Below are 25,146 nucleotides of genomic sequence, written 5' to 3'. Positions count from 1 at the left end.
TAAGCTTCAATGACTTACGCTTTGATAAAACCAAGATTAACTCGACCTTGATTCACAAACAAAAGCCAAAACCTAAAAAACGGAAATGACTCATGATTTTGAAAATCAGACATTGAACTTTGGCCGCTAATACTCAAAAACCTAAGATCAAATTGCTGATTGAGCCAACCGCCATAACCTCGCGCTTGCCCTAAAATTGACTGAGGCAACTCTCAGAATTTTTGGCGCCCAAGAATGGATGTCCAGAAAACAGCGCCCACTGAAGCCAATTTGCCGACGAGCACGAAACTTACAAGCCAAGGGAACAAAGAACAATCATAAACCACTGATTTTTAGTGATTAAGCATAACGCTCGGCTAAGGGGTTGACAACGCATCGCCGAACTCAAAAAACACACTGTAAACACTGAACTGCAATTTTGCACTAAAGTCGCCAAGCGTTGGCAATCCCTCTTGAGCCGTTTGTTAGGCCAACCAATTGACAACGATACTTTCAAAACCAAAGAACGAGCTTTTTTGTAAACTTGAAACAAACTAACCGATTCATTTATAAACCAAAATGCTGAATCAGCAAAGAAACAAAAAAACTCAAATTGAGCGATTTGGAAGAAAAGTGACGAGCGTAGCATGCTCGGCGGACGCTTGGATGCTGAAGGTTATTTTGCCGCTAAATTCACAACGAAAAGCAACCCAACGCGATCAAGAAACAACAAATATGTGATGACTATTTATTGCTTAACTTAAGCCAGAAAACATGGAATTTACCGTTCAACTCCAACTCGATTTAGCTGATAAAAACTCACTTTGCCTAACGCCCGGCTAAGGGGTTGACAACGCACCGCCGAACTTAAAAAACACACTGTAAACACTGAATTTCAATTTTGCACCAAAGCCGCCACGCGTTGGCAATCCCTCTTGAGCCGTTTGTTATGCAAATTCAATAAGATAAATCGACTTTACACGACCAAAAGCCACAATTGCAATGGTTGAGTGATTCAAGAATCAACCCAAGCCAGAGCCGTGATAAATAAGCCGCCAAAACAAAGTCCACCTTTCAGCGACAAACCAAGCTTTTGAATCAGACAAACTCAACGAGCGAAAACTTCAGCAAAAGCAAAATGCTCGATTAACGTGCCCTTTCCACACTTTGCACCCGCTAAATTGACAACGCACCAACGCTAAAACTGATTGAGGCAAACAAAGAAATTTGCCTGTTTTACGGTTTGAGTTAACCACGAATTTGAGGGTAAAAATGCTCATTTGCCGACAACACAAAACCAATGGCCGGAGAAATCCAAAAGATTGAACCCCTAAATTTACCTGAGTTGCATAACGCCCGCCTAAGGGGCTGGCAACGCATTAACACTAAACTCAAACACAACAACCGTAACCACCGCGGCTCATTGGGACTGGAAACGCTACGCGTTGACAGTCCTCTTGAGGCGTTTGTTATGGCGCAATTCTCAAGTTAGGCCATATAGCCAACCAACCCTTTGACTTTACTCGATTTTCGAAGATTCCATATGCTCGTTTAGGATTATGTGTGATGAAACCTTGAAATAAACTCTCGAAACCAAAGGCTGATATACATTCGTAACGATCATGCTCGACTTTTCTCACCGCTACCGCCGTTTCTTTTTCAGGCCAATAGCTCATGGCATCCAATATGCTTTGGTAAGCATTGTCGCCATTTTGTAAGTGCATCTTAGCTTGATTTTTCACTTGCCAATTGAGCTGGGGCATTTGCTCCGACAACTTGAGCTCAAGTGATTTTTCATAATCTGAATCTAAACGATCGGCATCGAAGAAAATGACATCAATGTCGTTTAATGGCGTCAGCTTTACGTTGTGATGTAAAGAGTCCCAGACAAGGTTTCGCACAAAACCTGCGGCTATGTAGCATTGAGGCAGTTCAAGCTGGTAGACACATTCTAGTGCTTCAAGTCGAATGGGATCTTTTCTAATTAAATCAACGATGCCTTTCATTTTCACCTTGCGCCATAACGCCCGCCTAAGGGGCTGGCAACGCATATCACCAAACTCAAACGCAACAACTGCAACCACCGCGGCTCATTGGGACTGGAAACGCCACGCGTTGACAGTCCCTCTTGAGGCGTTTGTTATGCTTAAGCTTCAACACTTTACATTTGAACCAACTCAAGAATAACCCACTGAAATCATTGGCCAAACTTCGAATTTCATTGAACTAGAACTGGCTCAACTTTTACCTATGAACTGACCAATGCAGGCTTTCATTTAGCAACTAGGCCAATGTGGAAACCCTCTCCGACAAACTCACTCACCACGCATGGGCACAACAACTCAATGAGGCAATGATGCTGAAACTTAAAGCGACAGACACATTGCTGTTTCATTAGGCAGCGAAAAACAATGCTCAATTGCCGACAGACTTTCAGCCAATAAGTAAAGGCACCAAACTGCTCAAAGCGACTTGAGAGAGCAAAATTCACCTCGCGTGGACTCAAAAACCCAATGAGGCAATCACTCAGAATTTACAACGCCAGATACATTGCTGCTTCATTAGGCAGCGAAAAACAATATTGAATTGCCGACAAAACCTGAACGAAATCCCAAAGGAATCGACATTCACAACCTGCTGATTTTTTATGGATTAAGCATAACGCCCTGTTAAGGGGTGAGCAACGCAATACCAATGCCGCCGCATACCACCTTAATCACCAAAACCAACGCATAATAAAAATGGCACGCGTTGCGAATCCCTCTTAAACAGTTTGTTATAAAAAATCACCCCCGAAATGGAATTTCAGAACATGTTATATCAAGAGAATATTCTGGGTTATTTATTCGTACTCTCTTTTGATATCGACGAGCGAAGGCGCTCAGAGATTTACTTGCTAATTCCTGCTCTTGCATTGGTCCTATGTGTATTCGTTTAATACAATGAGCTGGTATTTTGAATGGCACATATGGAATCATCATGTTACCACGAGTACGAAAACGGATTTCATCTGATGTTTCAGGAAGCTGATATATTGAACGTATTTCACATTCCTCCACAAAGCCAACGTGTTTAAATATTGCTCCTTGCGCAGCTATATTATTGTAAATGTCGAGAGCCTTCTGAGTCCAAGAACCATCATTTTCGCCTAGTTCTGAGCTAATGCTAGCACAAGCCCATGTGATTATGCTTTCTGCAAACTTATACTTCTCACTCTGTAGATATATACACCTTTCCAAAGAAGGAAGATGCTCTCTCAACACTGAATCATCAAATTCAATACAGTAAAGTCCGTAACCTCTCCACTGGCTCAAAGAATCAAGGTTTTCACTAAGTGAAAATACGAATACTGGATCAGTATCCATTCCTAAGTACTCTGTTTCAGCTAATAAGTGACTAATCCTATCTTGAGCTTCGTCTATATACTGACCGTTGTAAAACATATTTGGTGGCAAATCTCTATCTGCCACTTCAGACAAAACTTTCAACCCATTCAAATATTCATCAGCATCGTTAAGGAACCGTATATCCGTCATCCATATTTCATTGTTCTCTAATATGGACTTTAAAGCTTGGATATCTGTATAGTGAAATAAACTCAAATAGTTCTCCTTTTTATAACGCCCGGCTAAGGGGTTGACAACGCACCGCCGAACTCAAAAAACACACCGTAAACACTGAACTTCAATTTTGCACTAAAGTCGCCACGCGTTGGCAATCCCTCTTGAGCCGTTTGTTATGCAAATTCAATGAGATAAACTGAATTTACACGACCCAAAGCCACAATTGCAATGGTTGAGTAGCTCAAGAACCAACCCAAGTAGGAGCCGAGATAAATAAGCCGCCAAAACAAAGTCCACCTTTCAACAACNATGCACAACTAGAAAAACATCATAACTGTCTGTTTTACTTTGCAAATCCATACCATTCATGGGAACGAGGCACTAATGAGAACACTAATGGCTTGATACGACAATACTTACCAAAACGAACTTCCATGTCACACGTGACACAGAAGCTATGCAACGAAATTGCACACAAATTAAATACGCGCCCACGCAAAAGACTTGGGTATAGAACACCACTGGAGTATATTCATGCGCATCTTTAAAAAGTGTCGCACTTCAAACTTGATACTAAGCTTAAGCTTCAATGGTTTACGTTTTTACTAAAAACAAGATTAACTCGACTTTGATTTACAAACAAAAGCCAAAACGTAGAAAACCGAAATGAATCATAGTTTTGATATTCAGGTTAGGAATTTTGGCAGATCTAGTTTGAAGTTTGAAACCTAGAAATGGATTTCTGATAGAGCCAACCGCCCTAACCTCGCACTTACCCGAAAATTGATTGAGGTAATTCTCTGAATTTCCAGCGCCAAAGAATAAGTGTCCGAAAAACAGCGCTCAAAAAAGCCGGCTTGCCGACAAACACAAAACAGAAAAGCCGAGGGAACAAAGGAAAACCATAAACCACTGATTTTACTTGATTAAGCATAACGCCGCGTTAAGGGGCGCAGGCACGCACTAAAAAAGTGACCGCATCACACCTTAACCACTAAACCCAACGCAAACCAAAAATGCCACGCGTGCCAAGTCCCTCTTTAACGCTTTGTTATGTGTTTGTCCAACAACCCAGATTGGTAAGTGTTAAGAACTCAAAGCAGGACTATTTGTATACTTCTACTTCACTACCCTATTTGACACCGAGCTCATCTCCAATTTCAGTCTCATAGACCAACGCCTCATATCGATATTGGCCGTTCAGACCTAATGCATAAACCAAACATCCGGGCTTACCGTCATCAAATGTAAAGCCTTGATCTAACGCTATAACATCACCTACTTCGGGAACATTGCCATCAAATGAGCGAAAACGTCCGTCCGGTATGTTTTCTATTAAAAACGCTTTTGATAATTTCACAATGTGCTCCATTTGATACTCTAGATAGACACATAACGCCCGCTTAAGGGGCAGCCAACGCCACTACTGACTCTCCGCATAACACAGTAACCACGAAAACCAACGCATAGTAAAAATGCCATGCGTTGGCTGTCCCTCTTGAAGCGTTTGTTATGTACGTTTCACCGCCACCACGGAATATGTGTGCCAATGCTTCGTTCTACCCAATGAAGTTTTAGCATTTTCATCACGTTCAAAGAACCTGACTATTTCAAAGTCAGAGAACAAACCCTTTACCTCTAACTCCGATAAAGGTGTTGTCGGGCTACGATAGTTTTCAGCCCAACTGTCTTTGAAACCCATGAAGTCACCCGAAAATACCCCACCGACTTCAATTGAAGATTTAATGTTGCGCCAAGTCGTTTCAAACTGGTTTGGGTCAGCAAAGAACAGACTAGAATTTGCGATAACAACACCAGATTTTGGATAGTCAAAAGACTCAAACGAAGACTCTGAAATGTCCACTAACGACCTTGAACCAAACCTGTCTCTACAAATAGCAACCGAATCAGGATTTATATCGAAGCCATGAACTCGAAAACCCTGTTGTTCTAGATACTGGATATCGCTGCCTGTTCCACAACCACAGTCAGTAGCTACTTTGAGATTTGATTCATTGAGACGAACTGCAAACTCAGTACGTTTTGAATGCGGACGAGATAGTGCTTTTTCGTAGAACTGACGCCAAATTTCAGCATTTTTATCCATAAGTTTCTGATTTTCCGTAAAAGTACATAACGCCCGGCTAAGGGGTTGACAACGCACCGCCGAACTCAAAAAACACACTGTAAACATTGAACTTCAATTTTGCACTAAAGTCGCCAAGCGTTGGCAATCCCTCTTGAGCCGTTTGTTAGGCCAACCAATTGACACCGACACTTTCACAACCAAAGAACGAGCTTTTTTGTAAACTTGGAACAAACTAACCGATTCATTTATAAACCAAAATGCTGAATCAGCAAAGAAACAAAAAAACTCAAATTGAGCGATTTGGAAGAAAAGTGACGAGCGTAGCATGCTCGGCGGACGTTTGGATGCTGAAGGTTATTTTGCCGCTAAACTCACAACGAAAAGCAACTCAACGCGATCAAGAAACAACAAATATGTGATGATTATTTATTGCTTAAGTTACGCCACAAAACATGGAATTTACTGCTCAATTTCAACTCGATTTAGCTGATAAAAGCTCACCTTGCCTAACGCCCGCTTAAGGGGCAGCCAACTCTACTTCTAACTTTCCGCATAACACTGTAACCACAAAAACCAACGCACAGTAAAAATGCCACGCGTTGGCTGTCCCTCTTGAAGCGTTTGTTAGGTGTGTGCCAATTAGCGATGCTTGTATTGGGTTGGGCAGTAGCCTCTACTAATTTCTGAACTGCGCAACTTAGCATGTTTTGTGTTGCGACCAGAAACACGACCACGCCATAATTTAAAACTACTAGGTTTGAGTCGGCTACGCATAAACTTAATCACTTCAGCTTCGTTCAGACCAAATTGATGCTTGATTGCTTCGAATGGGGTGCGGTCTTCCCATGCCATTTCTATAATTCTTGACTCGATTGCCGTGTTCAGTTCCATCTCAAATAACCGAAGTTTCGAAAATCGGTTCTACGTTCACGCTCAATTTTTGGTTCACATAGCTGATGAACACCTAACGCCCGCTTAAGGGGCAGCCAACGCTACTACTAACTTTCCGCATAACACCGTACTCACAAAAACCAACGCATAGTAAAAATGCCACGCGTTGGCTGTCCCTCTTGAAGCGTTTGTTATGTGTTTGTTTACGCCATACCAACATAGCCGGTTTGCTCTTGGAGTCTTTTGCACCACGCTTGAATATTGGGGTAATCGGATAAGTTAAATCCACCTTCATCTGCAACATGCGTATAAGCGTACAGTGCAATATCAGCGATAGTGAGTTGCTTACCGACAAGGTAATCCGTTTGAGCTAAGCGACTTTCCATTATTGATAAGGCTTTATTACCTCCAGGTTGTAAGGCGTGATATTCCTCTAACCTTGACTCTGGCATACCTTGATATTTTTGGATAAAACGAGCCACGGCGATAAATGGCTCATGACTGTATTGTTCAAAGAACAACCATTCGTACATTTTAGCCTTTTCATATTGGTCACTAGGAATTAACGCTGTGCCATCTGCAAAATAGCCAAGAATTGCGTTCGACTCTGACAAACAACGACCATCATCCAAAACAACTGCGGGTATTTTTCCGTTTGGGTTAATGGATAAAAACTCGGCTGTTTTTGTGTCACCTTTTAAAATATTGACGTGATGCCATTCATGCTCAATGCCTAAGAAGGCAAGCAACAGCTTGACCTTGTAACAGTTTCCAGATTGGATATCTCCATAAACCNTGCGCCAGCACTATCACCGACAAAAAACACATGTTCAGTATCACCGCCATATTTATGACCATGCTCTTTGATACCCAACGTGGCCTGAAATACATCATCATGAGCTGATGGATATGTATGTTCTGGTGCTAATCGGTACTTAATGCAAACCACTATAGTCTCTGATAGATGAGCTAGCTGCCTCAGTTGTGCTTCATGTGTTTCAAAACCACCACTAATGAAACAACCACCATGAAAGTAAATCGTGATTGGCAAATTAGCTTTATCGCTTGGCTTATAAACTTTGATTTGAATACCATCCAGCTCATCAACAAACTCATCGGCCATTTCAGGGCTAGAGCCAGCTAAAACTGTACTTGATAGATAACCTGCCCGACGATCAGAAATAGTTTGTTTTGATGGACAGGGTTTCCCACAAGAAATGAACTCTTCAACGAGTTCTTTAATGCCGCGCTCTAGATAGTTGCTCATATTTAATTCTTCGAATGTGTTCAAAGCTCAATATGATAGCCGAACACATATTGCTGTATATAAAAACAGTATAAATTTGTGATGCTGATTAAACATAACGCCCGCCTAAGGGGCTGGCAACGCATTACCACTAAACTTAAACACAACAACCAAAACCACCGCGGCTCAATGGGACTGGAAACGCCGCGCGTTGACAGTCCCTCTTGAGGCGTTTGTTATACCTATTTTTCATCCTTATAGACCAGTAACTCACCTTTACCTATAGGCACTAACGAAACGCTCAGGTTGTGCTGAGAGCTTACCCACGCTCTGAATTCTTCAAGTTCATCTGCATGAGAGGTGGCATTGTCACAGACCAACAAACCACCCGTTTTTAGAAGATTGAATAAGTCGTCAGCTAACGATACATAGGTTTTCCTGTCAGCATCAAGGAAGATAAAGTCCATGCTTTCAGGCACATTAGATAGGACCTCCGTAGCGTCTCCGACAAGTTGAACTATCTTCGAGCTTGTATGCGTCTGATTGAAATTTAACGAGGCCTCTTCGATTTTCTGAGGGTTAGCTTCAATGGTGTAAACCTTACCATCATCGGGAAGTGCAGAAGCTAACCAAATCGTCGAGTATCCGTTAGATGTACCAATTTCCAAGATCCTGTTTGCCCCAGTGGCTTTAACAAGCACAGATAGAAACTCACCAGTGTCTCTTGTGATATTCAGGTACTTCTTTGATTTATCAGATTGAGCAAGATCGTTTTGTATCCCGAACTGCTCTAAATCTTCCATGATTCTTTGAAATTCCAACGTATTTCCCTCAATAGGTATAACGCCCGCTTAAGGGGCAGCCAACGCCACTACTAACTTTCCGCATAATACCGTAATCACAGAAACCAACGCATAGTAAAAATGCTGCGCGTTGGCTGTCCCTCTTGAAGCGTTTGTTATGCTACTGCCTCAACCGGCATACAGTTAACTCTTTCCGCAACACCGTTTTCGACGATGAAAAATGCGTCTTGCGGTAAATCTTGGGCCCAAACGTCTTGATAACAGAGATTTTGCAAAAGCCCTCTCAATACAATTCCCGTAAGACCGTGGCTCACAACAACGATATCTTGTTCATCCGGCAACTCAGAAAGCCAAGAGAGTAGTCTAGCTCGAACAGCCTCATAAGATTCACTGCTTGGTGCTCTCAAATACCAATCTCTTTGGGCAAGTAAATTAGGATTGTTTTCAACCAAATTTGGGATTGTTTGCTGCTCCCAATCACCCAATGAAAACTCCTTTAAACGTTCATCCTGCAACAAATCTAATGGGGAATAATCGATTGCTTCACAGATAATATTTGCAGTCTGCACGGCTCGGCCAAGAGAGCTGCAATACACTTGATAACTACACCCAGACAAATGCTTCTTTAACTCAGTCCCAACAGAAAGTGCTTGTGCTTTTCCTTTGTTCGTAAGTGGTGAATTGCAATGCCCTTGCAATTTTTGCTCTGAATTAAACACCGTCTCACCGTGTCTTATAACGTATATCTTCTTAGTCATTTGTTAATCCAAAATACAACAATGACTAACAAGACTATAAGAACTGTTCGGTTACTTCAAAAAATAGAATTTGAGTCAGTTTTGACTCGTAGCATAACGCCCGCCTAAGGGGCTGGCAACGCATACCACTAAACTCAATCACAACAACTGTAACCACCGCGGCTCAATGGGACTGGAAACGCCGCGCGTTGACAGTCCCTCTTGAGGCGTTTGTTAGGTATTTATTGCTGCTGAGCGTAAATGAGCCGATTTGTATCAAAACCACGCTCTTTCGACATTTCTATGAACTTGTCCAGAATGCCTCGTTCTACAGTCGGCGTTCTTGAAAGTAACCACAGATATTCTGTATTCGGCCCTGACACAAAAGCATAACTGTAGTTTTCACGGTCTAACTCAAACACTACGTAGGAGCCATAAAACGGGCCAAAAAATGAAACCTTCAGATAGCCGTCTGTTGAGCCATTCACAAAGTAAGCTTTGCCTTCCGCTTCCTTCCACTCACCTTTCTCTTCAGAATATCCACGATTAAGAACCGAAATACCACCATCATTTCGAACACGGTATTCCGCAATAACCTGACTTAAACCTCTTTCAAAGGAGTGATCGAGTCGAGCAACCTCGTACCATTTGCCTAAATAGTTGTTCAGTTCAAAATCCGACACTGGTTTTACTGATTCGGGCATGCCCAAGCAGCCATTCAATAAAACAGAGCAAAGAATCAAAAAGATAGCTCTCATGATGCCTCCAAATACCTAACGCCCGGCTAAGGGGTTGACAACGCACCGCCGAACTCAAAAAACACACCGTAAACACTGAGCTTCAACTTTGTACTAAAGCCGCCACGCGTTGACAATCCCTCTTGAGCCGTTTGTTAGGCCAACTGACTGACACCGCCACTTTTACAACCAAAGAACGAGCTTTTTTTGTAAACTTGAAACAAACTAACCGATTAATTTATAAACCAAAATGCTGAATCAGCAAAGAAACAAAAAACTCAAATTGAGCGATTTGGAAGAAAAGTGACGAGCGTAGCATGCTCGGCGGACGTTTGGATGCTGAAGGTTATTATGCCGCTGAATTCACAACGATAAACAGCTCAACGCGATCAAGAAACAACAAATATGTGATGACTATTTATTGCTTAACTTAAGCCAGAAAACATTGAATTTACCGTTCAATTCAAACTCGATTTAGCTGATAAAAACTCACTTTGCCTAACGCCCGGTTAAGGGGCTGACAACGCAAAACACCGAACCTAAAATAGCAACCGTAATCACAAATGTTGATTTAAGCAAAAACCGCCACGCGTTGGCAGTCCCTCTTAAACCGTTTGTTATGGCTCAGTTCACTAAATATCAGATTTTACCATTGCCATGATTTTATGAGCTTTTTCAAAATGATCTAATTTGTGTTCTTGAATCCACCATGTGGCGGCTTCCATTAACAAATCTGGATCGTCATTTTTATTAGCAAAAAATGCATAAAATGAAACGCCTACATTATCACCCTTCTGCTCAATCTTCTTGGAACAAACTTGAATTACCTTTTTTCTCAATGAACTACGCACTTGTTAATTGCCTGCTTTGTTAGAAAATGATGGGTAACTTATACAGATTAAAGCATGAAAACAAGAAAAACTGTTTTTATATACAGCCCCAGCCAATTGAATGAGCCATAACGCCCGCTTAAGGGGCAGACAACGCTACTGCCAACTTACCGCATAACACCGTAATCACTAAAACCAACGCATAATAAAAATGCCACGCGTTGGCTGTCCCTCTTGAAGCGTTTGTTATGAGTAAATTATGGCTTAGCGCTGATTTCTTTTAACACTTTCGCTGGGTTACCACCAATTACGACGTTGTCTCCAAAACTCTTCGTTACCACTGCACCAGAGGCTACCACCACATTATTCCCAAGGGTCACACCAGGATTGATAACCGCATTACCACCTATCCAACAATTGTCACCAATGGTTATTGGCTTTGCTAACTCTAAACCACTGTTCCTCTCGGTTGGGTCTAAGGGATGTGTTGCAGTATAAATTCCAACTTGAGGTGCAAGTAAACAGTTCTTACCAAATTTTACTTCCGCAACATCCAAAATCACGCAGCCGAAATTAGCATAGAAATTATCACCAACATGAATGTTAGAGCCATAGTCACAATTGAAAGAAGATTCAATGTGAATATTGTCACCTGTTGTGCCGAACAAATGCTTAATTATTTCAACACGCTTTTGTTGAAACTCAACAGAGGTTGTATTCAACTTTTCAGTTAACAATCTAGCGTTCAATCTTAGCTTTAATAAGTCTTCATCACTTGGATCATAAAGCTTACCTGCTAACATTTTTTCTTTTTCTGACATTAAATTTGGACTCCAATACCAATTTACTCATAACGCCCGCTTAAGGGGCAGACAACGCAACTACTAAGCATCCGCATAACACCGCAATCACAAAAACCAACGCATGATAAAAATGCTACGCGTTGGCTGTCCCTCTTGAAGCGTTTGTTAAGTGCCTTTTACCCAGGCCCGGTCTTTGGTCACTTCCCATTCATTTTTTAATATGACTTGCAGCTCATCAACAATGGAATCAATTAATGCATTATCTAATGTAGTCGAATCGTTTCCCATTTGATTTCTTGCTTGGATTAGAAGACGCAAAAGTTCTTCTGCATTAGAATCATCAGCTTTAAAAAACAGCTTAATTTTTGCGTGAAGCTGATAAAAATCTGCTCGATGTTTAATGAAGTCACTGTAATGGGTATTAACCTTATTTTGGTGCTCTTGGTAAGATTCGTCGTCATCAGAAGTACGCGCAGCATTTCGGTGTTCGGTTGAACAGTTTCTTTGAAGATTCGACATTTGACACAAATGTAAGCACTTTGCTAATTCAGATGCAGTATCACGTAAGTTGTTTAACCAATCATGACGAAAGTGCGAAATTTTATTTTCATGATCCGCTTGTCTATTAATAGCGCTCTGTTCTTCCTGAGTTTTTATATCTTTCCTAGAAATATAAAAAGTCACGACAGCACTTCCAAGAACAATCGCTATCGTTACTAAGAAAGGGACATTATTTAGCAGAATTGATTTCCAACTCAATGCTGTTTGTTTAATTTCAATTGGAATAAGGCTTTCAGCTTTAATCAATACTTCTGAATCAATTTTTGCCATTGTTTTCTCCCTAGGCACTTAACGCCCGGCTAAGGGGTTGACAACGCACCACCAAACTTAAAAAACACACTGTAAACACTGAACTTCAATTTTGTACTAAAGCCGCCACGCGTTGGTAATCCCTCTTGAGCCGTTTGTTAGGCCAACCGATTGACAATGATACTTTCAAAACCCAAGAACAAAGCTTTTTGTAAAATTGAAAGACACTAATCGATTCATTTATAAACCAAAATTTCAAATCAGCAAAGAAACAAAAAACTCAAATTGAGCGATTTGGAAGAAAAGTGACGGGCGTAGCATGCTCGGCGGACGTTTGAATGCTGAAGGTTATTTTGCCGCTGAATTTACAGCGCTAAGCAACCCAACGCGATCAAGAAACAACAAATATGTGATGACTATTTATCGCTTAACTTAAGCCAGAAAACATTGAATTTACCGTTCAATTCCAACTCGATTTAGCTAATAAAAACTCACTTTGCCTAACGCCCGGCTAAGGGGTTGACAACGCACCGCCGAACTCAAAAAACCACTGTAAACACTGAACTTCAATTTTGCACTAAAGTCGCCAAGCGTTGGCAATCCCTCTTGAGCCGTTTGTTAGGCCAACCAATTGACACCAAGACTTTCAAAACCAGAGAACGAGCTTTTTTGTAAACTTGAAACAAACTAACCGATTCATTTATAAACCAAAATGCTAAATCAGCAAAGAAACAAAAAAACTCAAATTGAGCGGTTTGGAAGAAAAGTGACGAGCGTAGCATTCTCGGCGGACGTTTGGATGCCGAAGGTTATTTCGCCGCTAAATTTACAACGATAAGCAACCGAACGCGATCAAGAAACAACAAATATATGATGATTATTTATTGCTTAAGTCCAGCATGAGAACATGGAATTTACCGTTCAATTCCAACTCGATTTAGCCGATAAAAACTCACCCTGCCTAACGCCCGGTTAAGGGGTTGACAACGCACCACCGAACTCAAAAAACGCGCCGTAAACGCTGAATTTCAATTTTGAACTAAAGTCGACCAGCGTTGGCAATCCCTCTTTAACCGTTTGTTATGCTTATTTTTTGAGCTTCACAACTTCACCACTCAATGCAACTCCAGCCATTACAGCTCCAGCACCACATTGAAAAGTATCGTTGCTTGAAGTGAGGTTATTTTTGTAATTTGATTTGATATTAACTACTGCATTTCCACCCTCTTTTATCGCTCTGTCTTTAAGAGCAATCATGGCGGAAAGAAAAACCCAATTGCACGCTTCTTCATCTGTTTTATTGAAAGCGTTCGTTTTTTTACTGGTTTTAAATTCACCTAATTCTTTGAGAACTTTGCCGTAACTCTGCTCGCCAAAGTAAAATGAAACTTCAGAGCCTAATTTAGATTTAGCCACTTCAGAGCTCATTGCCTTTGTAATCGAATAATTACCCACATCATCTCTAGCAAAAGTGTTAGATGAGAAGAAAGCCAGTGATGAAAGAGCTAGAATTGTTAATTTTTTCATTGTGATAAATTCCAAAATAGTTTGATTGTGACTAGAGCATAACGCCGCGTTAAGGGGTGCCGGCACGCAATACATAAGCTTCTGCAAAGTGTCTTAAACACAAAACTCAACGCAAACTAAAAATGCCACGCGTGCCAAATCCCTCTTAAACGCTTTGTTATGCCTTTAGTCGGTGATTGTAAAGTTAACTTGTGTGCCATCAGGAATATCCTTAATTTGTAAATTAATTTGACCTGACATCGAAAAGTAGACCTCAATATCCGTAAGCTCATAGTTTTCTGGCTCATAAGCTCCACCTAATACTGGTAACTGTTTGAATCCATACAGTTTACCGCCCACCAAATTTACACCTTGTGATTTCAACTGAGCTACAACGGGAATTAAGAACCACTCATTAACCAGCTCATTATCTTGAAGCTTCGACTGAAAATCTTCGTATGAGTCTGCTACCTTTTCAAACTCACCGCTACCTGTAATGAGCCAATATATTTCACCCGATGCTTCTTGTAGAAATGCATCACCTACAGAAGTAATCAAAATTGGCAAAGCAGTACCGACCAGCCACTGCCAGTCTTCAACTAACTTATCCCGCTCAATATGATCAAATCTAATTGTCAGTTCATTCCATGTTAAAGACACATTTTCTCCTTGAGGCATAACGCCCGGCTAAGGGGTTGACAACGCACCGCAGAACTCAAAAAACCACTGTAAACACTGAACTTCAATTTTGCACTAAAGTCGCCACGCGTTGGCAATCCCTCTTGAGCCGTTTGTTATGCAAATTCAATAAGATAAACTAACTTTACTCGATCAAAAGCCACGATTGCAATGGTTGAGTGATTCAAGAATCAACCCAAGTAGGAGCCGTGATAAATAAGCCGCCAAAACAAAGCCCACCTTTCAACAACCAACCAAGCTTTTGAATGAGACAAACTCAACAAGCAAGACTTTCAGCAAATGCAAAATGCTCGATAAACTTGCCCTTTCCACACTTTGCGCACGCTGAATTGGCAACAAACCAGCACCAAAACTGATTGAGGCAAACAAAGAACCTTGCCTGTTTTACGGCTTGAGTGAACCACGAATTTGAGGGTGAAAATGCTCATTTGCCGACAACACAAAACGAATAGCCGGAGAAATCCCAAAAGATTGAAACCCTAAATTTACCTGAGTTGCATAACGCCCGGCTAAGGGGTTGACAACGCACCGCCGAACTTAAAAAACACACTTAAACACTGAACTTCAATTTTGCACTAAAGTCGCCAAGCGTTGGCAATCCCTCTTGAGCCGTTTGTTATATGCGTGGTGGGATTGGCGGAAAGGGTATTTCGCATATTTTCAGATAACGCTCTTCACCAAATGGAGACTTTTCCAATTCGATTTCTCCATGGGACGTATAAGTGTCAAAGAGAGCATTATTTTCCACCAATTCATCTTCTAGCTCGATAACTCTGTCATTTGCGCTACTACACTTTCCGCGCTGTCCATTTTTAAAGGCTAGGTAGACTTCATGCATAGACTTCACCGCGAGAGCACAATGAATCTGCTCATGCCTATAGAGCTTTTCCATATATGAACGGAAACCCTCAGCAGACTCTGGTGAAGTCTTAGACATTTCAAATTTCGGTAGTATATAGGTGACTTCCAAGCTAAATTTGTTAATTTCACAAGAATCATCGTTCGTATAAAAGTCATATTTCCAAGCGGTATGACCATCAAAACCATCTTTTATCATGAAGTCGGGTCTATCGGTATCAAAAGAATGTTCAATTTCATCAATACTGTTACCGCCAACCTCATACAATTCAAACTTTTTCTGAAAGGGAAAATCTAGCTGGACTTCGGCATTAACCTTGAAGAAAGACATTATAAAAACCATTGAAATTAAATATTTTTTCATTGTTTTCCCTAAAGCATATAACGCCCGGTTAAGGGGTTGACAACGCACCACCGAACTCAAAAAACACACTGTAAACACTGAACTTCAATTTTGCATTAAAATCGACGAGCGTTGGCAATCCCTCTTTAACCGTTTGTTAGGCCAACCGATTGACACTGAAACTTTTAAAACCAAAGAACAGGGCTTTTTTACAAACTTAAAACCAACCGATTCATTTATAAACCAAAACCCTAAATCAGCAAAGAAACAAGAAAACTCAAATTGAGCGATTTGGAAGAAAAGTGACGAGCGTAGCATGCTCGGCGGACGTTTGGATGCTGAAGGTTATTTTGCCGCTAAACTCATAACGAAAAGCAACTCAACGCGATCAAGAAACAACAAATATGTGATGATTATTTATTGCTTAACTTAAGCTAGAAAACATGGCATTTACCGTTCAATTCAAACTCGACTTAGCTGATAAAAACTCACTTTGCCTAACGCCGCGTTAAGGTGTGAGTAACGCACTGCCGAAGTTCCTGCATTGCACCTTAAACACCAAAACCAGCGCAAACTATAAATGCCAAGCGTTACGAATCACTCTTAAACGCTTTGTTAGCAATCAAATTCTAACACCATTGGAATATCAACCATCCCTTGCCGATTTCTGACGCCTTCTGTGCGTTTAAAACCAAAACGCACATATACGCTTTCCGCATTGACCGCGGAGTTAACTGTAAATAGACCACTATTACCGTTTTCCAATGCCTTTTCTTTAACAGTTTCCCATAATTGACGGGAAAGCCCATTACCTTGAAAATCATCATCTACGAATAGATGGTACAGATGCGAGTTGTCTCGTACTCCAGCCACACCAACGACTTCATTATTCTCAGTTACTGCAACAACATAGTCATAGTTTGTAGACAGATATTTTTCGATGTTTTTCTCTGACATTGAATCGAGCAAAATACTGTGCACAGTCACATCACAAGTTGGGCAAACATATTTGTTTGTTAAGGGTAAGAGCAACTCACTGATTGCCCTCGCATCACTAATTTCTGCATTTCTGATATTGATGCTCATTATTTCTCCTGATTGCTAACGCCGCGTTAAGTAGTGAGCAACGCCACCACGAAACCCAACCATACCACCGTAAACACAAAACCCAACGATAGAATGAAAATTGCCATGCGTTGGGAATCTGTCTTAAACGCTTTGTTATGTGTGTACTTGATAACTAGGGTGAAGACGTGACATTAGCAACATATCAATATAACGACCATTTTTGAAAGTACTTAGACGCTTAGTACCTTCGGTTTCAAAGCCAACTTTTTCATAGAGCGAAACTGCTGACAGGTTGTCTGAGTGAACCTCAAGTTCGACACGAACCAAATTTAACCAATTATCAGCTTGGTTGATGGCTTCATTCATCAAGGACTTACCAACACCTTTACCATGGCTATTTGGGTGTACAGCTATAGCGATGCCTGCACAGTGCCTATCACGCACTTTGATAGTTAAAAATAGAGTAACGTGCCCTACGACTTTTCCTTCAACCTCGGCTACTAACGTATATTGTTCTGATCCTGAAAACAGCCCGGAAATATGAGTAGAACTCAGGAAAGGTAGCTGAGATGTGTTCTCAGAGACTGAAGTAAAGCTATAAATTTCATGAAGATCTTTAGAATCAGTATCTTCCAAACGTCTTATTTTCAAATGGTATCCTTACTAAAAAATTGTGAAAACACATAACGCCGCATTAAGGTGTGAGCAACGCTACCACGAAACTTAACCAGACCACCATAAACACGAAACCCAACGATGGAACGAAAAATGCCAAGCGTTGGGAATCACTCTTAAATGCTTTGTTATATTTTTCCACTAACGGGTAGCTTGTTGTTAGAACTAAAGTTGCTAATAATTTCTGAGTCAGACTTTTTCTTATCCTCGTCTAACGAGTAATTAAAGCTAACTTGAGGATCACTTGATAGTTTTGAGTACAAAATTGGTCTTAATATTCGCGTCTTATTGTCATTATATGGACTTCTATTCCTATTGTTAGAATTTCTCTTAGCTGAAAAACAGTATATTTTTCTTGGGTCCTCACTATCACTCTTTGACAAAGACTCAACCATAGCAACATCAACTTCTTGAGTTCTATGTAAACCAACAGTTAAGGGGATAAAGTTAGAGAGATATTCATAAAATTGACTTAAGATATCACGCAAATTTTCTGACCACTCAATACCAAAATATGTTCTTAGCTCTTGAGCTGTGATCAAAAGCTTCCTGGTATTAGCTGGAGCAACTAAGTTATCTGAGATGTCATTTTTCTTCAAAAACTCTAGCTCCAAAAGTGCATGCTCTGGTCTTTTAGCATCGTTTTTATCGTACAGCTTAACTAGTACAATATAATCTACCGCTTTAAATGTGAATGGAAACGCATCGATCACCCAACCGTTACTTTCCATGTCTGTTTTGAGTACTCTAAGGTTTTCTAACACATTCATAACGCTACCACTTTATTCTATTATCGTTGTACACATTACAATCTAAATGCCCTTAACTGTACAGCGTATAGTTTGAAAAAGCTCACAATTTAGAATAAAGATAGGATATTTCTGAACTGTGATTTCGAACAAAAATATAACGCCCAGTTAAGGGGTGAAGCACGCAATGACCAAGCCACCGCATGGCACTTCAACACCGAAATCAATGCAAACCAAAAATGTCACGCGTGCTGAATCCCTCTTGAACTGCTTGTTATATTTTTATTTATATACGACTTTAAACTGCTCTAGTATCAATAACATATCGTCTGAAGGTGCTATACCTAACTCGACACATTCTCTTGAGAAGAAGTTCCAATGTGCTTTTCGCCACCAAGCTAGCGTCTTGTCGCCCTCACCTTCCAAAGCTGCAAACTCAGGTGTTACGTCATGGTATTTGCACTTAGTTACTGAGGTGATTTCTATAATACAAATTGGCATGCCATCCCAATTTGTCACTACTTGAAGATGACCGACTTCTGGCAACAATTCTCCTTTTTCACTGTACCAGTAATCTAAGCTACATGACGCACGTTTTTCTCCACGAAGAATTAAGTCTGCACATACATTTGCATTGTATTCATCTGCACAGAAATAGTCTGAACTAAATGAAGTGTAGTTTGATGCTACTTCATCAGGTAAAGATTTGAGGTATTGATCTAGATAACTTTGACTTCTTTCATCCATGATTTTGACTCGGGATTTGATTAAAAATATAACGCCGCGTTAAGGGGTGAACAACGCCTACCACCCAACCTAAACCATTGTGCCGTAATCACTTAAACCAATTCAAACTAAAAATGCCAAGCGTTGAGAATCCCTCTTAAACGCTTTGTTATGGCTAACAACTCACGAATGACCTGCAAGATTAACCGACTGTTTTAGATGAACTTAACACGTTCATCTAAGCACTCATTAGAACCCATTTCAAATTCGCGGCATATCCAAGGACGATTTTCATAAATTGTGCACATTAGAGTGTCTCTATCTAAAGCCGCACACCAACCATCATTTAATCGCATCATTGTTTCACCGCCATACTGGTCACGTGCGATGAACTCTTCAGGCACGCCAGTATCCGAGATAATCATAACTTCAAGACGGCAGCAGCAAGCTTGGCAGTTTGAGCAAGATACATTTGAGGAAGAAGGTGTATTAGTTGGTATAAGCATAAGTAACTACAAGTTTAGTCAATTGTGCATGATACCGTAAATTTGATGCTAACAACCTTCATTTCTGATGATTGCTTACCTTGTGAGCCATAACGCTCTGTTAAGGTGTGAGCAACGCAATACCGATGCAACCGCAAACCGCCTTAATCACTTAAACCAACGCATGATGAAAATGCCACGCGTTGCGAATCACTCTTAAACAGATTGTTAAATGCGTGGCTAATTTTTACCATCAAGCCATTCAGATACAGCAAAAAAATACTCAATAGTCTCTGAGCCATGCGTGTCTTTGCTGCCTTGTTTAAGTATTCGTGTTATGTCTTGAACTAACTGGTTACCTTGAATTAGCGCATCCATTTCACACATGATGTTTGCTCTAAAAGCCAAACGCCCACCCTCACTAGACAAGAGTTTTTCATGTTCTATGCAGATACTATGAGCAATGTTATTTCTTGCCTTCCTAGCGGCGTGAATACTGTCCTCTGAATGCGTTGGTAAACTGTACTCAGATACCAATGACCGAATTTTTTCATACAAAGTACCTGACTTCAAAAGCATGTAGACCTCGAATGAAAACTCATTATTTGTGCTCACAACATCTGTCAAATGAGCCAACGTTCTACAGTTGTGTTCAAAATCTGTAGCGTATGCTAACGCACGACCAAGAAGTGCATATGATTCAGAGATTTCTAGATTTGTACTTGGCATTGGTAATAATGGATGTGATGTCATTGATTCCTACTTTTACCGAAAAGCATTTAACGCCGAATTAAGCTGCTACCAACGCACAAAGTCATTGAAAGCAATGCACCGTAATCACCAAACTTTTTGGAACCAATTCAGCCACGCGTTGGTAGTCAGGCTTGAATTTCTTGTTAGGTTTTACTGTTTAACCTTCACCCACTTGGCAAAGAATCCCGCTAGATTACCGCATTGTGATCAATGAAACCCAAACATTTCACTCAATTTGACAGCCAAATGCGACAAACTTAAAACAACTATTTTGTTGAGCCGATTAATAAACCTAAAGCGCCTTTGCGCCAGTGAAACTTTCAACCGACCGACTCGATTTCCCAATGAAGCAACCCACGGATTTTGGTTTTCGCTGATGTTGGAGATCACAAAGAATTGGGTCAAATGAAACTGATTTGCTGAAAGCCGTAAACAAATGGCTAAAGAAATCCCCAAATCTTTTCCCCAACAATTACGCTTTTTCTCTTCGTAAACCTAACGCCCGCTTAAGGGGCAGACAACGCTACTACTAACTTCCCGCATAACACCATAATCACGAAACCTAACGCATGATAAAAATGCCACGCGTTGGCTGTCCCTCTTGAAGCGTTTGTTATGTAACAATATTTTCCATCAGGTATATGTGATCAGCATACATTTGACCACCAATTCCATATGCATCAGGAATAACACTATGTAATGTGAATCCACTTTTGATTAATACTTTTTCCGAACCCAGATTACCTTCAGTAACTACAGCGGAAAAACTGTTTAGGCAAAACTGTTTTCGGGAATATTCGACTAAAGCTCGTAATGATTCAGTTCCATAACCTCGACCGTGGAAACTAGGTAAAAACATAAAACCAACTTCAGCAGTTCCATTCTGGATGCAATAACCCGTTATACCCACTTTGATACCCGTTTCTAATTCCGAAGCAACCAAACAGTACCAATGACTAGAATCTGGTGTCCATGGTTCAAGCCTAGAACGAAATTTAGACTGAATTTCCAGCAAAGTCGGTTCATCAAAGCAAAGTGAAATGACCTCAGGATCGGTATGAAGTGTGTGAAATAGAGACCAATCATCTTCCGATATCGGAGACATCACTAAACGATCTGAAAATATTTTTTCCACTGAACCTTCCTTGTTACATAACGCTGCGTTAAGGGGTGCAGGCCCGCAATACAAAAGCTACCGCACAGCGCCGTAAACACTGAACTTAACGCAAACTAAAAATGCCACGCGGGCCAAGTCCCACTTTAATGCCTTGTTATGATTACGGTTTAAGAAAACCCACATGACAAAGAACCGCCGATTTTACGGCATTGCTCAAAACCATTACCAAGTTTTTAAGCTAACCTGACCGACAAATGTGATCAACTTAAAACGACCCCATTCAACCCATTAAACTGCACCAATTACAACGACTTTGAGCCAGAGAAACTCTCAACCGATATTTCCACAACTCCACAATGAAGCAACCTACGAACTTGGTTTGCACGAGGCTGGCTATTGCAAAGAATTTTGGATAGCTGGACTCAAATTGCTGAAAACCCATGAAGCTAAAAAACCGGAGAAACCCCCAATCTTTTCATCAAGATAGCTTTTTTGCTTTTGTAAACATAACGCTGCGTTAAGGGGTGCAGGCCCGCAATACAATGTTTCTGCATTTCACCTTAAACACAAAACTTAACGCAAACTAAAAATGCCACGCGGGCCAAGTCCCACTTTAATGCCTTGTTATGATTACGGTTTAAGAAAACCTACATGACAAAGAACCGCCGATTTTACTGCATTGCTCAAAACCATTACCAAGTTTTTAAGCTAACTTGGTCGACAAATGCGATCAGCTTAATGCGATCCCATTCAGCCCATTAAACTGCACCAGTTACAACGACTTTGAGCCAGAGAAACTCTCAACCGATATTTCCACAACTCCACAATGAAGCAACCCACGAACTTGGTTTGCACGAGGCTGGCAATGACAAAGAATTTTGGATAACTGGACTCAAATTGCTGAATATCGATGAAGCTAAAAAGCCGGAGAAATTCCCAATCTTTTCCTCAAGATAGCTTTTTTGCTTTTGTAAACATAACGCCGCGTTAAGGGGTGCAGGCACGCAATACACAAGTTACCGCACAATGCCGTAACCACCAAACCTAACGCAAACTGAAAATGCCACGCGTGCCAAATCCCACTTGAACGCTTTGTTATGCTTAAGCTTCAATGACTTACGTTTTGATAAAACCAAGATTAACTCGACCTTGATTCACAAGCAAAAGCCAAAACCTAAAAACGGAAATGACTCATGATTTTGAAAATCAGACTTTGAATTTTTGGCTGCTAAAACTTAAAAACCTAAGTTCAATTTGCTGATTGCGCCAACCGCCCTAACCTCGCGCTTGCCCGAAAATTGATTGAGGCAACTCTCGGAATTTTTAGCGCCCAAGAATGGATGTCCAGAAAATAGCGCCCACCGAAGCCAATTTGCCGACAAACTCGAAACTAACCAACCAAGGGAACAAAGAAAAACAATAAACCACTGATTTTACATAATTAAGCATAACGCCCGGCTAAGGGGTTGACAACGCACCACCGAACTAAAAAAACACACCGTAAACCCTGAATTTCAATTTTGCACTAAAGCCGCCACGCGTTGGCAATCCCTCTTGAGCCGTTTGTTAGCTGCTGCACTTTAGCAGGAGATTGACTACCCAGCAGCCTAATTTAAAACACATTATTGCTTTCAAGCGGCAAAGTAAAACGGACAACTGAGAAACTAAAACCTAATCCACGAAACGCACTTGGCAAAGAAGAAATGACAACAAAATTTGACGAGTTTCTAGAGCTTAAATTTACAAAGAATTATGTCGAAGAAGCCAACAACCAAGTGCGTGAAACCCATTTGAGCGCGAAAGAGCTTCAAAACCAAAGAAGCCACACCAAAGAAATAAACAAACACATCACTTCCCGTAAGAAGACTTCGGTTAGTTCAACCACTTCACGAACAGTGCCACTGGCGAGATACGCGGAAAAGTGCTGACTTTCAGGTGTAAAGCTAGAGCCTCAGACTAAGAAAAATAAGCGCTTAATTTTATGGTTTTTCTTAACCTCAGCTAACGCCCGCTTAAGGGGCAGACAACGCTACTACCAACTTTCCGCATAACACCGTAATCACAGAAACCAACGCATAGTAAAAATGCCGCGCGTTGGCTGTCCCTCTTGAAGCGTTTGTTATGGCGCAATTCTCAAGTTAGGCCATATAACTAACCAACCCTTTGACTTTACTCGATTTTCGAAGGTTCCATATGCTCGTTTAGGATTATGTGTGATTAAACCTTGAAATAAACTCTCGAAACCAAAGGCTGATATACATTCATAATGATCGTGCTCGACTTTTCTCACTGCTACCGCCGTTTCTTTTTCAGGCCAATAGCTCATGGCATCCAATGTGCTTTGGTAAGGATCGTCGCCATTTTGTAAGTGCATCTTGGCTTGATTTTTCACTTGCCAATTGATCTGGGGCATTTGCTCCGATAACTTGAGTTCAAGTGATTTTTCATAATCTGAATCGACACAATCAGCATCGAAGAAAATGACATCAATATCGTTTAATGGCGTCGGCTTTACGTTGCGATGTAAAAAGTCCCAGACAAGGTTTCGCACAAAACCTGCGGCTATGTAGCACTGAGGCAATTCAAGCTGGTAAACACATTCCAGTGCTTCAAATCGAACGGGATCTTTTCTAACTAAATCAACGATAGTATCCATTTTTCACCTTGCGCCATAACGCCCGGCTAAGGGGTTGACAACGCACCGCCAGACTCAAAAAACACACTGTAAACACTGAACTTCAATTTTGCACTAAAACCGCCACGCGTTGGCAATCCCTCTTGAGCCGTTTGTTATGCAAATTCAATGAGATAAACAGACCTTACACGACCAAAAGCCACAATTGCAATGGTTGAGTGATTCAAGAATCAACCCAAGCAAGAACTGTGATAAATGAGCCGCCAAAACAAAGTCCACCTTTCAACAACAAACCAAGCTTTTGAATGAGACAAACTCAACAAGCAAGACTTTCAGCAAATGCGAAATGCTCGATAAACTTGCCCTTTCCACACTTTGCACACGCTGAATTGACAACAAACCAGCACCAAAACTCATTGAGGCAAACAAAGAATCTTACCTGTTTTACGGCTTGAGTGAACCACGAATTTGAGGGTAAAAATGCTCATTTGCCGACAACACAGAACGAATGGCCGGAGAAATCCCAAAAGATTGAACCCCTAAATTTACCTGAGTTGCATAACGCCCAATTAAGGGGTGAGCAACGCTACCACCCAACCTAAAGCATTACACCGTAACCACTAAAAGTGAAGTAGAAGAAAAAATGCCAAGCGTTGGGAATCCCTCTTAAATTGTTTGTTATGCAACTTGGATTCAAGTACGAAGTGCGACACCTCTGAACATAAAAACAGTAAGGTGCGATAATCATGAACTTTGCTCCCGCCAAGAAGTAAAAAACATGAAATACACGCACCTCACTGAGAACGAAAGGTATATGATTTCTGCGCTCAGAAAGCAAGGGATCAGTACCGCAAAAATAGCTAAACAACTAGGGCGTCACAAAGCCACTATCTATCGAGAAATTGAACGCAATTGTCGTTATAACAAGTTCTTCGATAGGTACTCTTATCAACCAGAGCGCGCACAGCAAATGGCGCGCAACCGGCTTAGTCGTTCACGGCGAAATAAACGCTATACCAAACTTGACTTCAGACTACCTGAAGC

Annotated in this window: 27 protein-coding genes and 2 pseudogenes; 3 read left to right on the top strand and 26 right to left on the bottom strand. The window is 41.0% G+C overall.

The window, feature by feature from the left end:
* Nucleotides 1-1,448: 1,448 nt before the first annotated feature.
* The 3 genes from AACT42_RS00705 to AACT42_RS00695 all read right to left on the bottom strand — a co-directional run bounded on the left by AACT42_RS00705 (nt 1,449) and on the right by AACT42_RS00695 (nt 3,581).
* Nucleotides 1,449-1,985, bottom strand: a complete 537-nt coding sequence (locus AACT42_RS00705) for a nucleotidyltransferase family protein (protein ID WP_071178897.1) — start codon at nt 1,983-1,985, stop codon at nt 1,449-1,451.
* A 266-nt stretch (nt 1,986-2,251) separates the two neighbouring features.
* Complete coding sequence (locus AACT42_RS00700; RefSeq protein WP_176429052.1) at nt 2,252-2,512, bottom strand: DUF3709 domain-containing protein; 261 nt, start codon at nt 2,510-2,512, stop codon at nt 2,252-2,254.
* A 253-nt stretch (nt 2,513-2,765) separates the two neighbouring features.
* Nucleotides 2,766-3,581: a DUF2971 domain-containing protein gene (locus AACT42_RS00695; protein ID WP_094134093.1), complete on the bottom strand. Its 816-nt coding sequence runs from the start codon at nt 3,579-3,581 to the stop codon at nt 2,766-2,768.
* Between the two features lie 260 nt (nt 3,582-3,841).
* On the opposite strand from AACT42_RS00695, the pseudogene AACT42_RS00690 reads away from it, so the two are divergent.
* Nucleotides 3,842-4,090, top strand: a pseudogene (locus tag AACT42_RS00690) (IS30 family transposase); the annotation flags it as partial.
* A 584-nt stretch (nt 4,091-4,674) separates the two neighbouring features.
* On the opposite strand, the gene AACT42_RS00685 reads toward AACT42_RS00690, so the two are convergent.
* The 22 genes and pseudogenes from AACT42_RS00685 to AACT42_RS00575 form a co-directional block, all read right to left on the bottom strand.
* Nucleotides 4,675-4,902, bottom strand: coding sequence for a hypothetical protein (locus AACT42_RS00685; protein ID WP_141194990.1), 228 nt, complete (start codon nt 4,900-4,902; stop codon nt 4,675-4,677).
* A 150-nt stretch (nt 4,903-5,052) separates the two neighbouring features.
* Nucleotides 5,053-5,649, bottom strand: coding sequence for a class I SAM-dependent methyltransferase (locus AACT42_RS00680; RefSeq protein WP_094182955.1), 597 nt, complete (start codon nt 5,647-5,649; stop codon nt 5,053-5,055).
* A gap of 621 nt (nt 5,650-6,270) precedes the next feature.
* Entirely contained in the window at nt 6,271-6,522 is a 252-nt protein-coding gene (locus AACT42_RS00675) for a TIGR03643 family protein (RefSeq protein WP_001890111.1), read from the bottom strand.
* 203 nt (nt 6,523-6,725) lie between these two features.
* On the bottom strand, nt 6,726-7,271 hold the full coding sequence (locus AACT42_RS00670; RefSeq protein WP_254918664.1) for a glutathione S-transferase family protein: 546 nt from the start codon (nt 7,269-7,271) through the stop codon (nt 6,726-6,728).
* A 47-nt stretch (nt 7,272-7,318) separates the two neighbouring features.
* A pseudogene (locus AACT42_RS00665) lies at nt 7,319-7,789 on the bottom strand (alpha/beta hydrolase fold domain-containing protein); the annotation flags it as partial.
* Nucleotides 7,790-8,010: 221 nt separating this feature from the next.
* Nucleotides 8,011-8,589, bottom strand: coding sequence for an O-methyltransferase (locus AACT42_RS00660; RefSeq protein WP_000395682.1), 579 nt, complete (start codon nt 8,587-8,589; stop codon nt 8,011-8,013).
* 137 nt (nt 8,590-8,726) lie between these two features.
* Nucleotides 8,727-9,329 carry a histidine phosphatase family protein gene (locus AACT42_RS00655; protein ID WP_094132213.1) on the bottom strand — a complete coding sequence of 201 codons (603 nt, stop codon included), beginning with the start codon at nt 9,327-9,329 and terminating at the stop codon, nt 8,727-8,729.
* A gap of 221 nt (nt 9,330-9,550) precedes the next feature.
* Nucleotides 9,551-10,066, bottom strand: a complete 516-nt coding sequence (locus AACT42_RS00650) for a lipocalin family protein (protein ID WP_094167991.1) — start codon at nt 10,064-10,066, stop codon at nt 9,551-9,553.
* A gap of 611 nt (nt 10,067-10,677) precedes the next feature.
* Entirely contained in the window at nt 10,678-10,896 is a 219-nt protein-coding gene (locus AACT42_RS00645; protein ID WP_017049924.1) for a DUF6500 family protein, read from the bottom strand.
* 236 nt (nt 10,897-11,132) lie between these two features.
* The gene (locus AACT42_RS00640; protein WP_088733285.1) at nt 11,133-11,696 is read right to left on the bottom strand and encodes a sugar O-acetyltransferase; all 564 of its coding nucleotides are present in this window, start codon (nt 11,694-11,696) and stop codon (nt 11,133-11,135) included.
* Nucleotides 11,697-11,843: 147 nt separating this feature from the next.
* Nucleotides 11,844-12,509, bottom strand: a complete 666-nt coding sequence (locus AACT42_RS00635) for a hypothetical protein (RefSeq protein ID WP_094182952.1) — start codon at nt 12,507-12,509, stop codon at nt 11,844-11,846.
* A gap of 1,065 nt (nt 12,510-13,574) precedes the next feature.
* On the bottom strand, nt 13,575-14,015 hold the full coding sequence (locus AACT42_RS00630) for a hypothetical protein (protein WP_040122767.1): 441 nt from the start codon (nt 14,013-14,015) through the stop codon (nt 13,575-13,577).
* A 165-nt stretch (nt 14,016-14,180) separates the two neighbouring features.
* Nucleotides 14,181-14,654 (bottom strand): T6SS immunity protein Tdi1 domain-containing protein, encoded by a 474-nt coding sequence (locus tag AACT42_RS00620; protein ID WP_094182950.1) that lies wholly within the window; start codon nt 14,652-14,654, stop codon nt 14,181-14,183.
* Nucleotides 14,655-15,309: 655 nt separating this feature from the next.
* Nucleotides 15,310-15,915, bottom strand: a complete 606-nt coding sequence (locus AACT42_RS00615; RefSeq protein WP_094182949.1) for a DUF922 domain-containing protein — start codon at nt 15,913-15,915, stop codon at nt 15,310-15,312.
* Nucleotides 15,916-16,509: 594 nt separating this feature from the next.
* On the bottom strand, nt 16,510-16,980 hold the full coding sequence (locus AACT42_RS00610; protein WP_004737548.1) for a GNAT family N-acetyltransferase: 471 nt from the start codon (nt 16,978-16,980) through the stop codon (nt 16,510-16,512).
* A gap of 135 nt (nt 16,981-17,115) precedes the next feature.
* Nucleotides 17,116-17,613 (bottom strand): GNAT family N-acetyltransferase, encoded by a 498-nt coding sequence (locus AACT42_RS00605; protein ID WP_094168063.1) that lies wholly within the window; start codon nt 17,611-17,613, stop codon nt 17,116-17,118.
* A gap of 152 nt (nt 17,614-17,765) precedes the next feature.
* Nucleotides 17,766-18,407: a DUF6037 family protein gene (locus AACT42_RS00600; protein WP_029853472.1), complete on the bottom strand. Its 642-nt coding sequence runs from the start codon at nt 18,405-18,407 to the stop codon at nt 17,766-17,768.
* Between the two features lie 261 nt (nt 18,408-18,668).
* The gene (locus AACT42_RS00595; protein ID WP_021704928.1) at nt 18,669-19,133 is read right to left on the bottom strand and encodes an ASCH domain-containing protein; all 465 of its coding nucleotides are present in this window, start codon (nt 19,131-19,133) and stop codon (nt 18,669-18,671) included.
* Between the two features lie 194 nt (nt 19,134-19,327).
* Nucleotides 19,328-19,618, bottom strand: coding sequence for a YkgJ family cysteine cluster protein (locus tag AACT42_RS00590; protein WP_079400291.1), 291 nt, complete (start codon nt 19,616-19,618; stop codon nt 19,328-19,330).
* 219 nt (nt 19,619-19,837) lie between these two features.
* A complete protein-coding gene (locus AACT42_RS00585) occupies nt 19,838-20,350 on the bottom strand; it encodes a DUF4145 domain-containing protein (protein WP_094132228.1) in 513 nt (170 codons plus the stop codon).
* A 613-nt stretch (nt 20,351-20,963) separates the two neighbouring features.
* Entirely contained in the window at nt 20,964-21,455 is a 492-nt protein-coding gene (locus tag AACT42_RS00580) for a GNAT family N-acetyltransferase (RefSeq protein WP_045571645.1), read from the bottom strand.
* A gap of 1,247 nt (nt 21,456-22,702) precedes the next feature.
* Nucleotides 22,703-22,888: a hypothetical protein gene (locus AACT42_RS00575; protein ID WP_094132230.1), complete on the bottom strand. Its 186-nt coding sequence runs from the start codon at nt 22,886-22,888 to the stop codon at nt 22,703-22,705.
* A 282-nt stretch (nt 22,889-23,170) separates the two neighbouring features.
* Here AACT42_RS00575 and AACT42_RS00570 point away from each other — a divergent pair, with 282 nt between their 5' ends.
* Nucleotides 23,171-23,395, top strand: coding sequence for a hypothetical protein (locus tag AACT42_RS00570; RefSeq protein ID WP_254918662.1), 225 nt, complete (start codon nt 23,171-23,173; stop codon nt 23,393-23,395).
* Between the two features lie 191 nt (nt 23,396-23,586).
* On the opposite strand, the gene AACT42_RS00565 is transcribed toward AACT42_RS00570, so the two are convergent.
* Complete coding sequence (locus AACT42_RS00565; RefSeq protein ID WP_047691683.1) at nt 23,587-24,123, bottom strand: nucleotidyltransferase family protein; 537 nt, start codon at nt 24,121-24,123, stop codon at nt 23,587-23,589.
* A gap of 757 nt (nt 24,124-24,880) precedes the next feature.
* Between AACT42_RS00565 and AACT42_RS00560 the strand changes: the two genes are divergently transcribed.
* The coding region (locus tag AACT42_RS00560) for a helix-turn-helix domain-containing protein (protein WP_141194988.1) at nt 24,881-25,146 on the top strand (266 nt) is incomplete at its 3' end.

The sequence above is a fragment of the Vibrio sp. V15_P4S5T153 genome (genome assembly GCF_963874485.1).
GTDB classification, from domain to species: domain Bacteria; phylum Pseudomonadota; class Gammaproteobacteria; order Enterobacterales; family Vibrionaceae; genus Vibrio; species Vibrio anguillarum.
The sequence above is the reverse complement of the archived record's forward strand: the minus strand, read 5'-3'. Positions and strand labels throughout refer to the sequence as shown.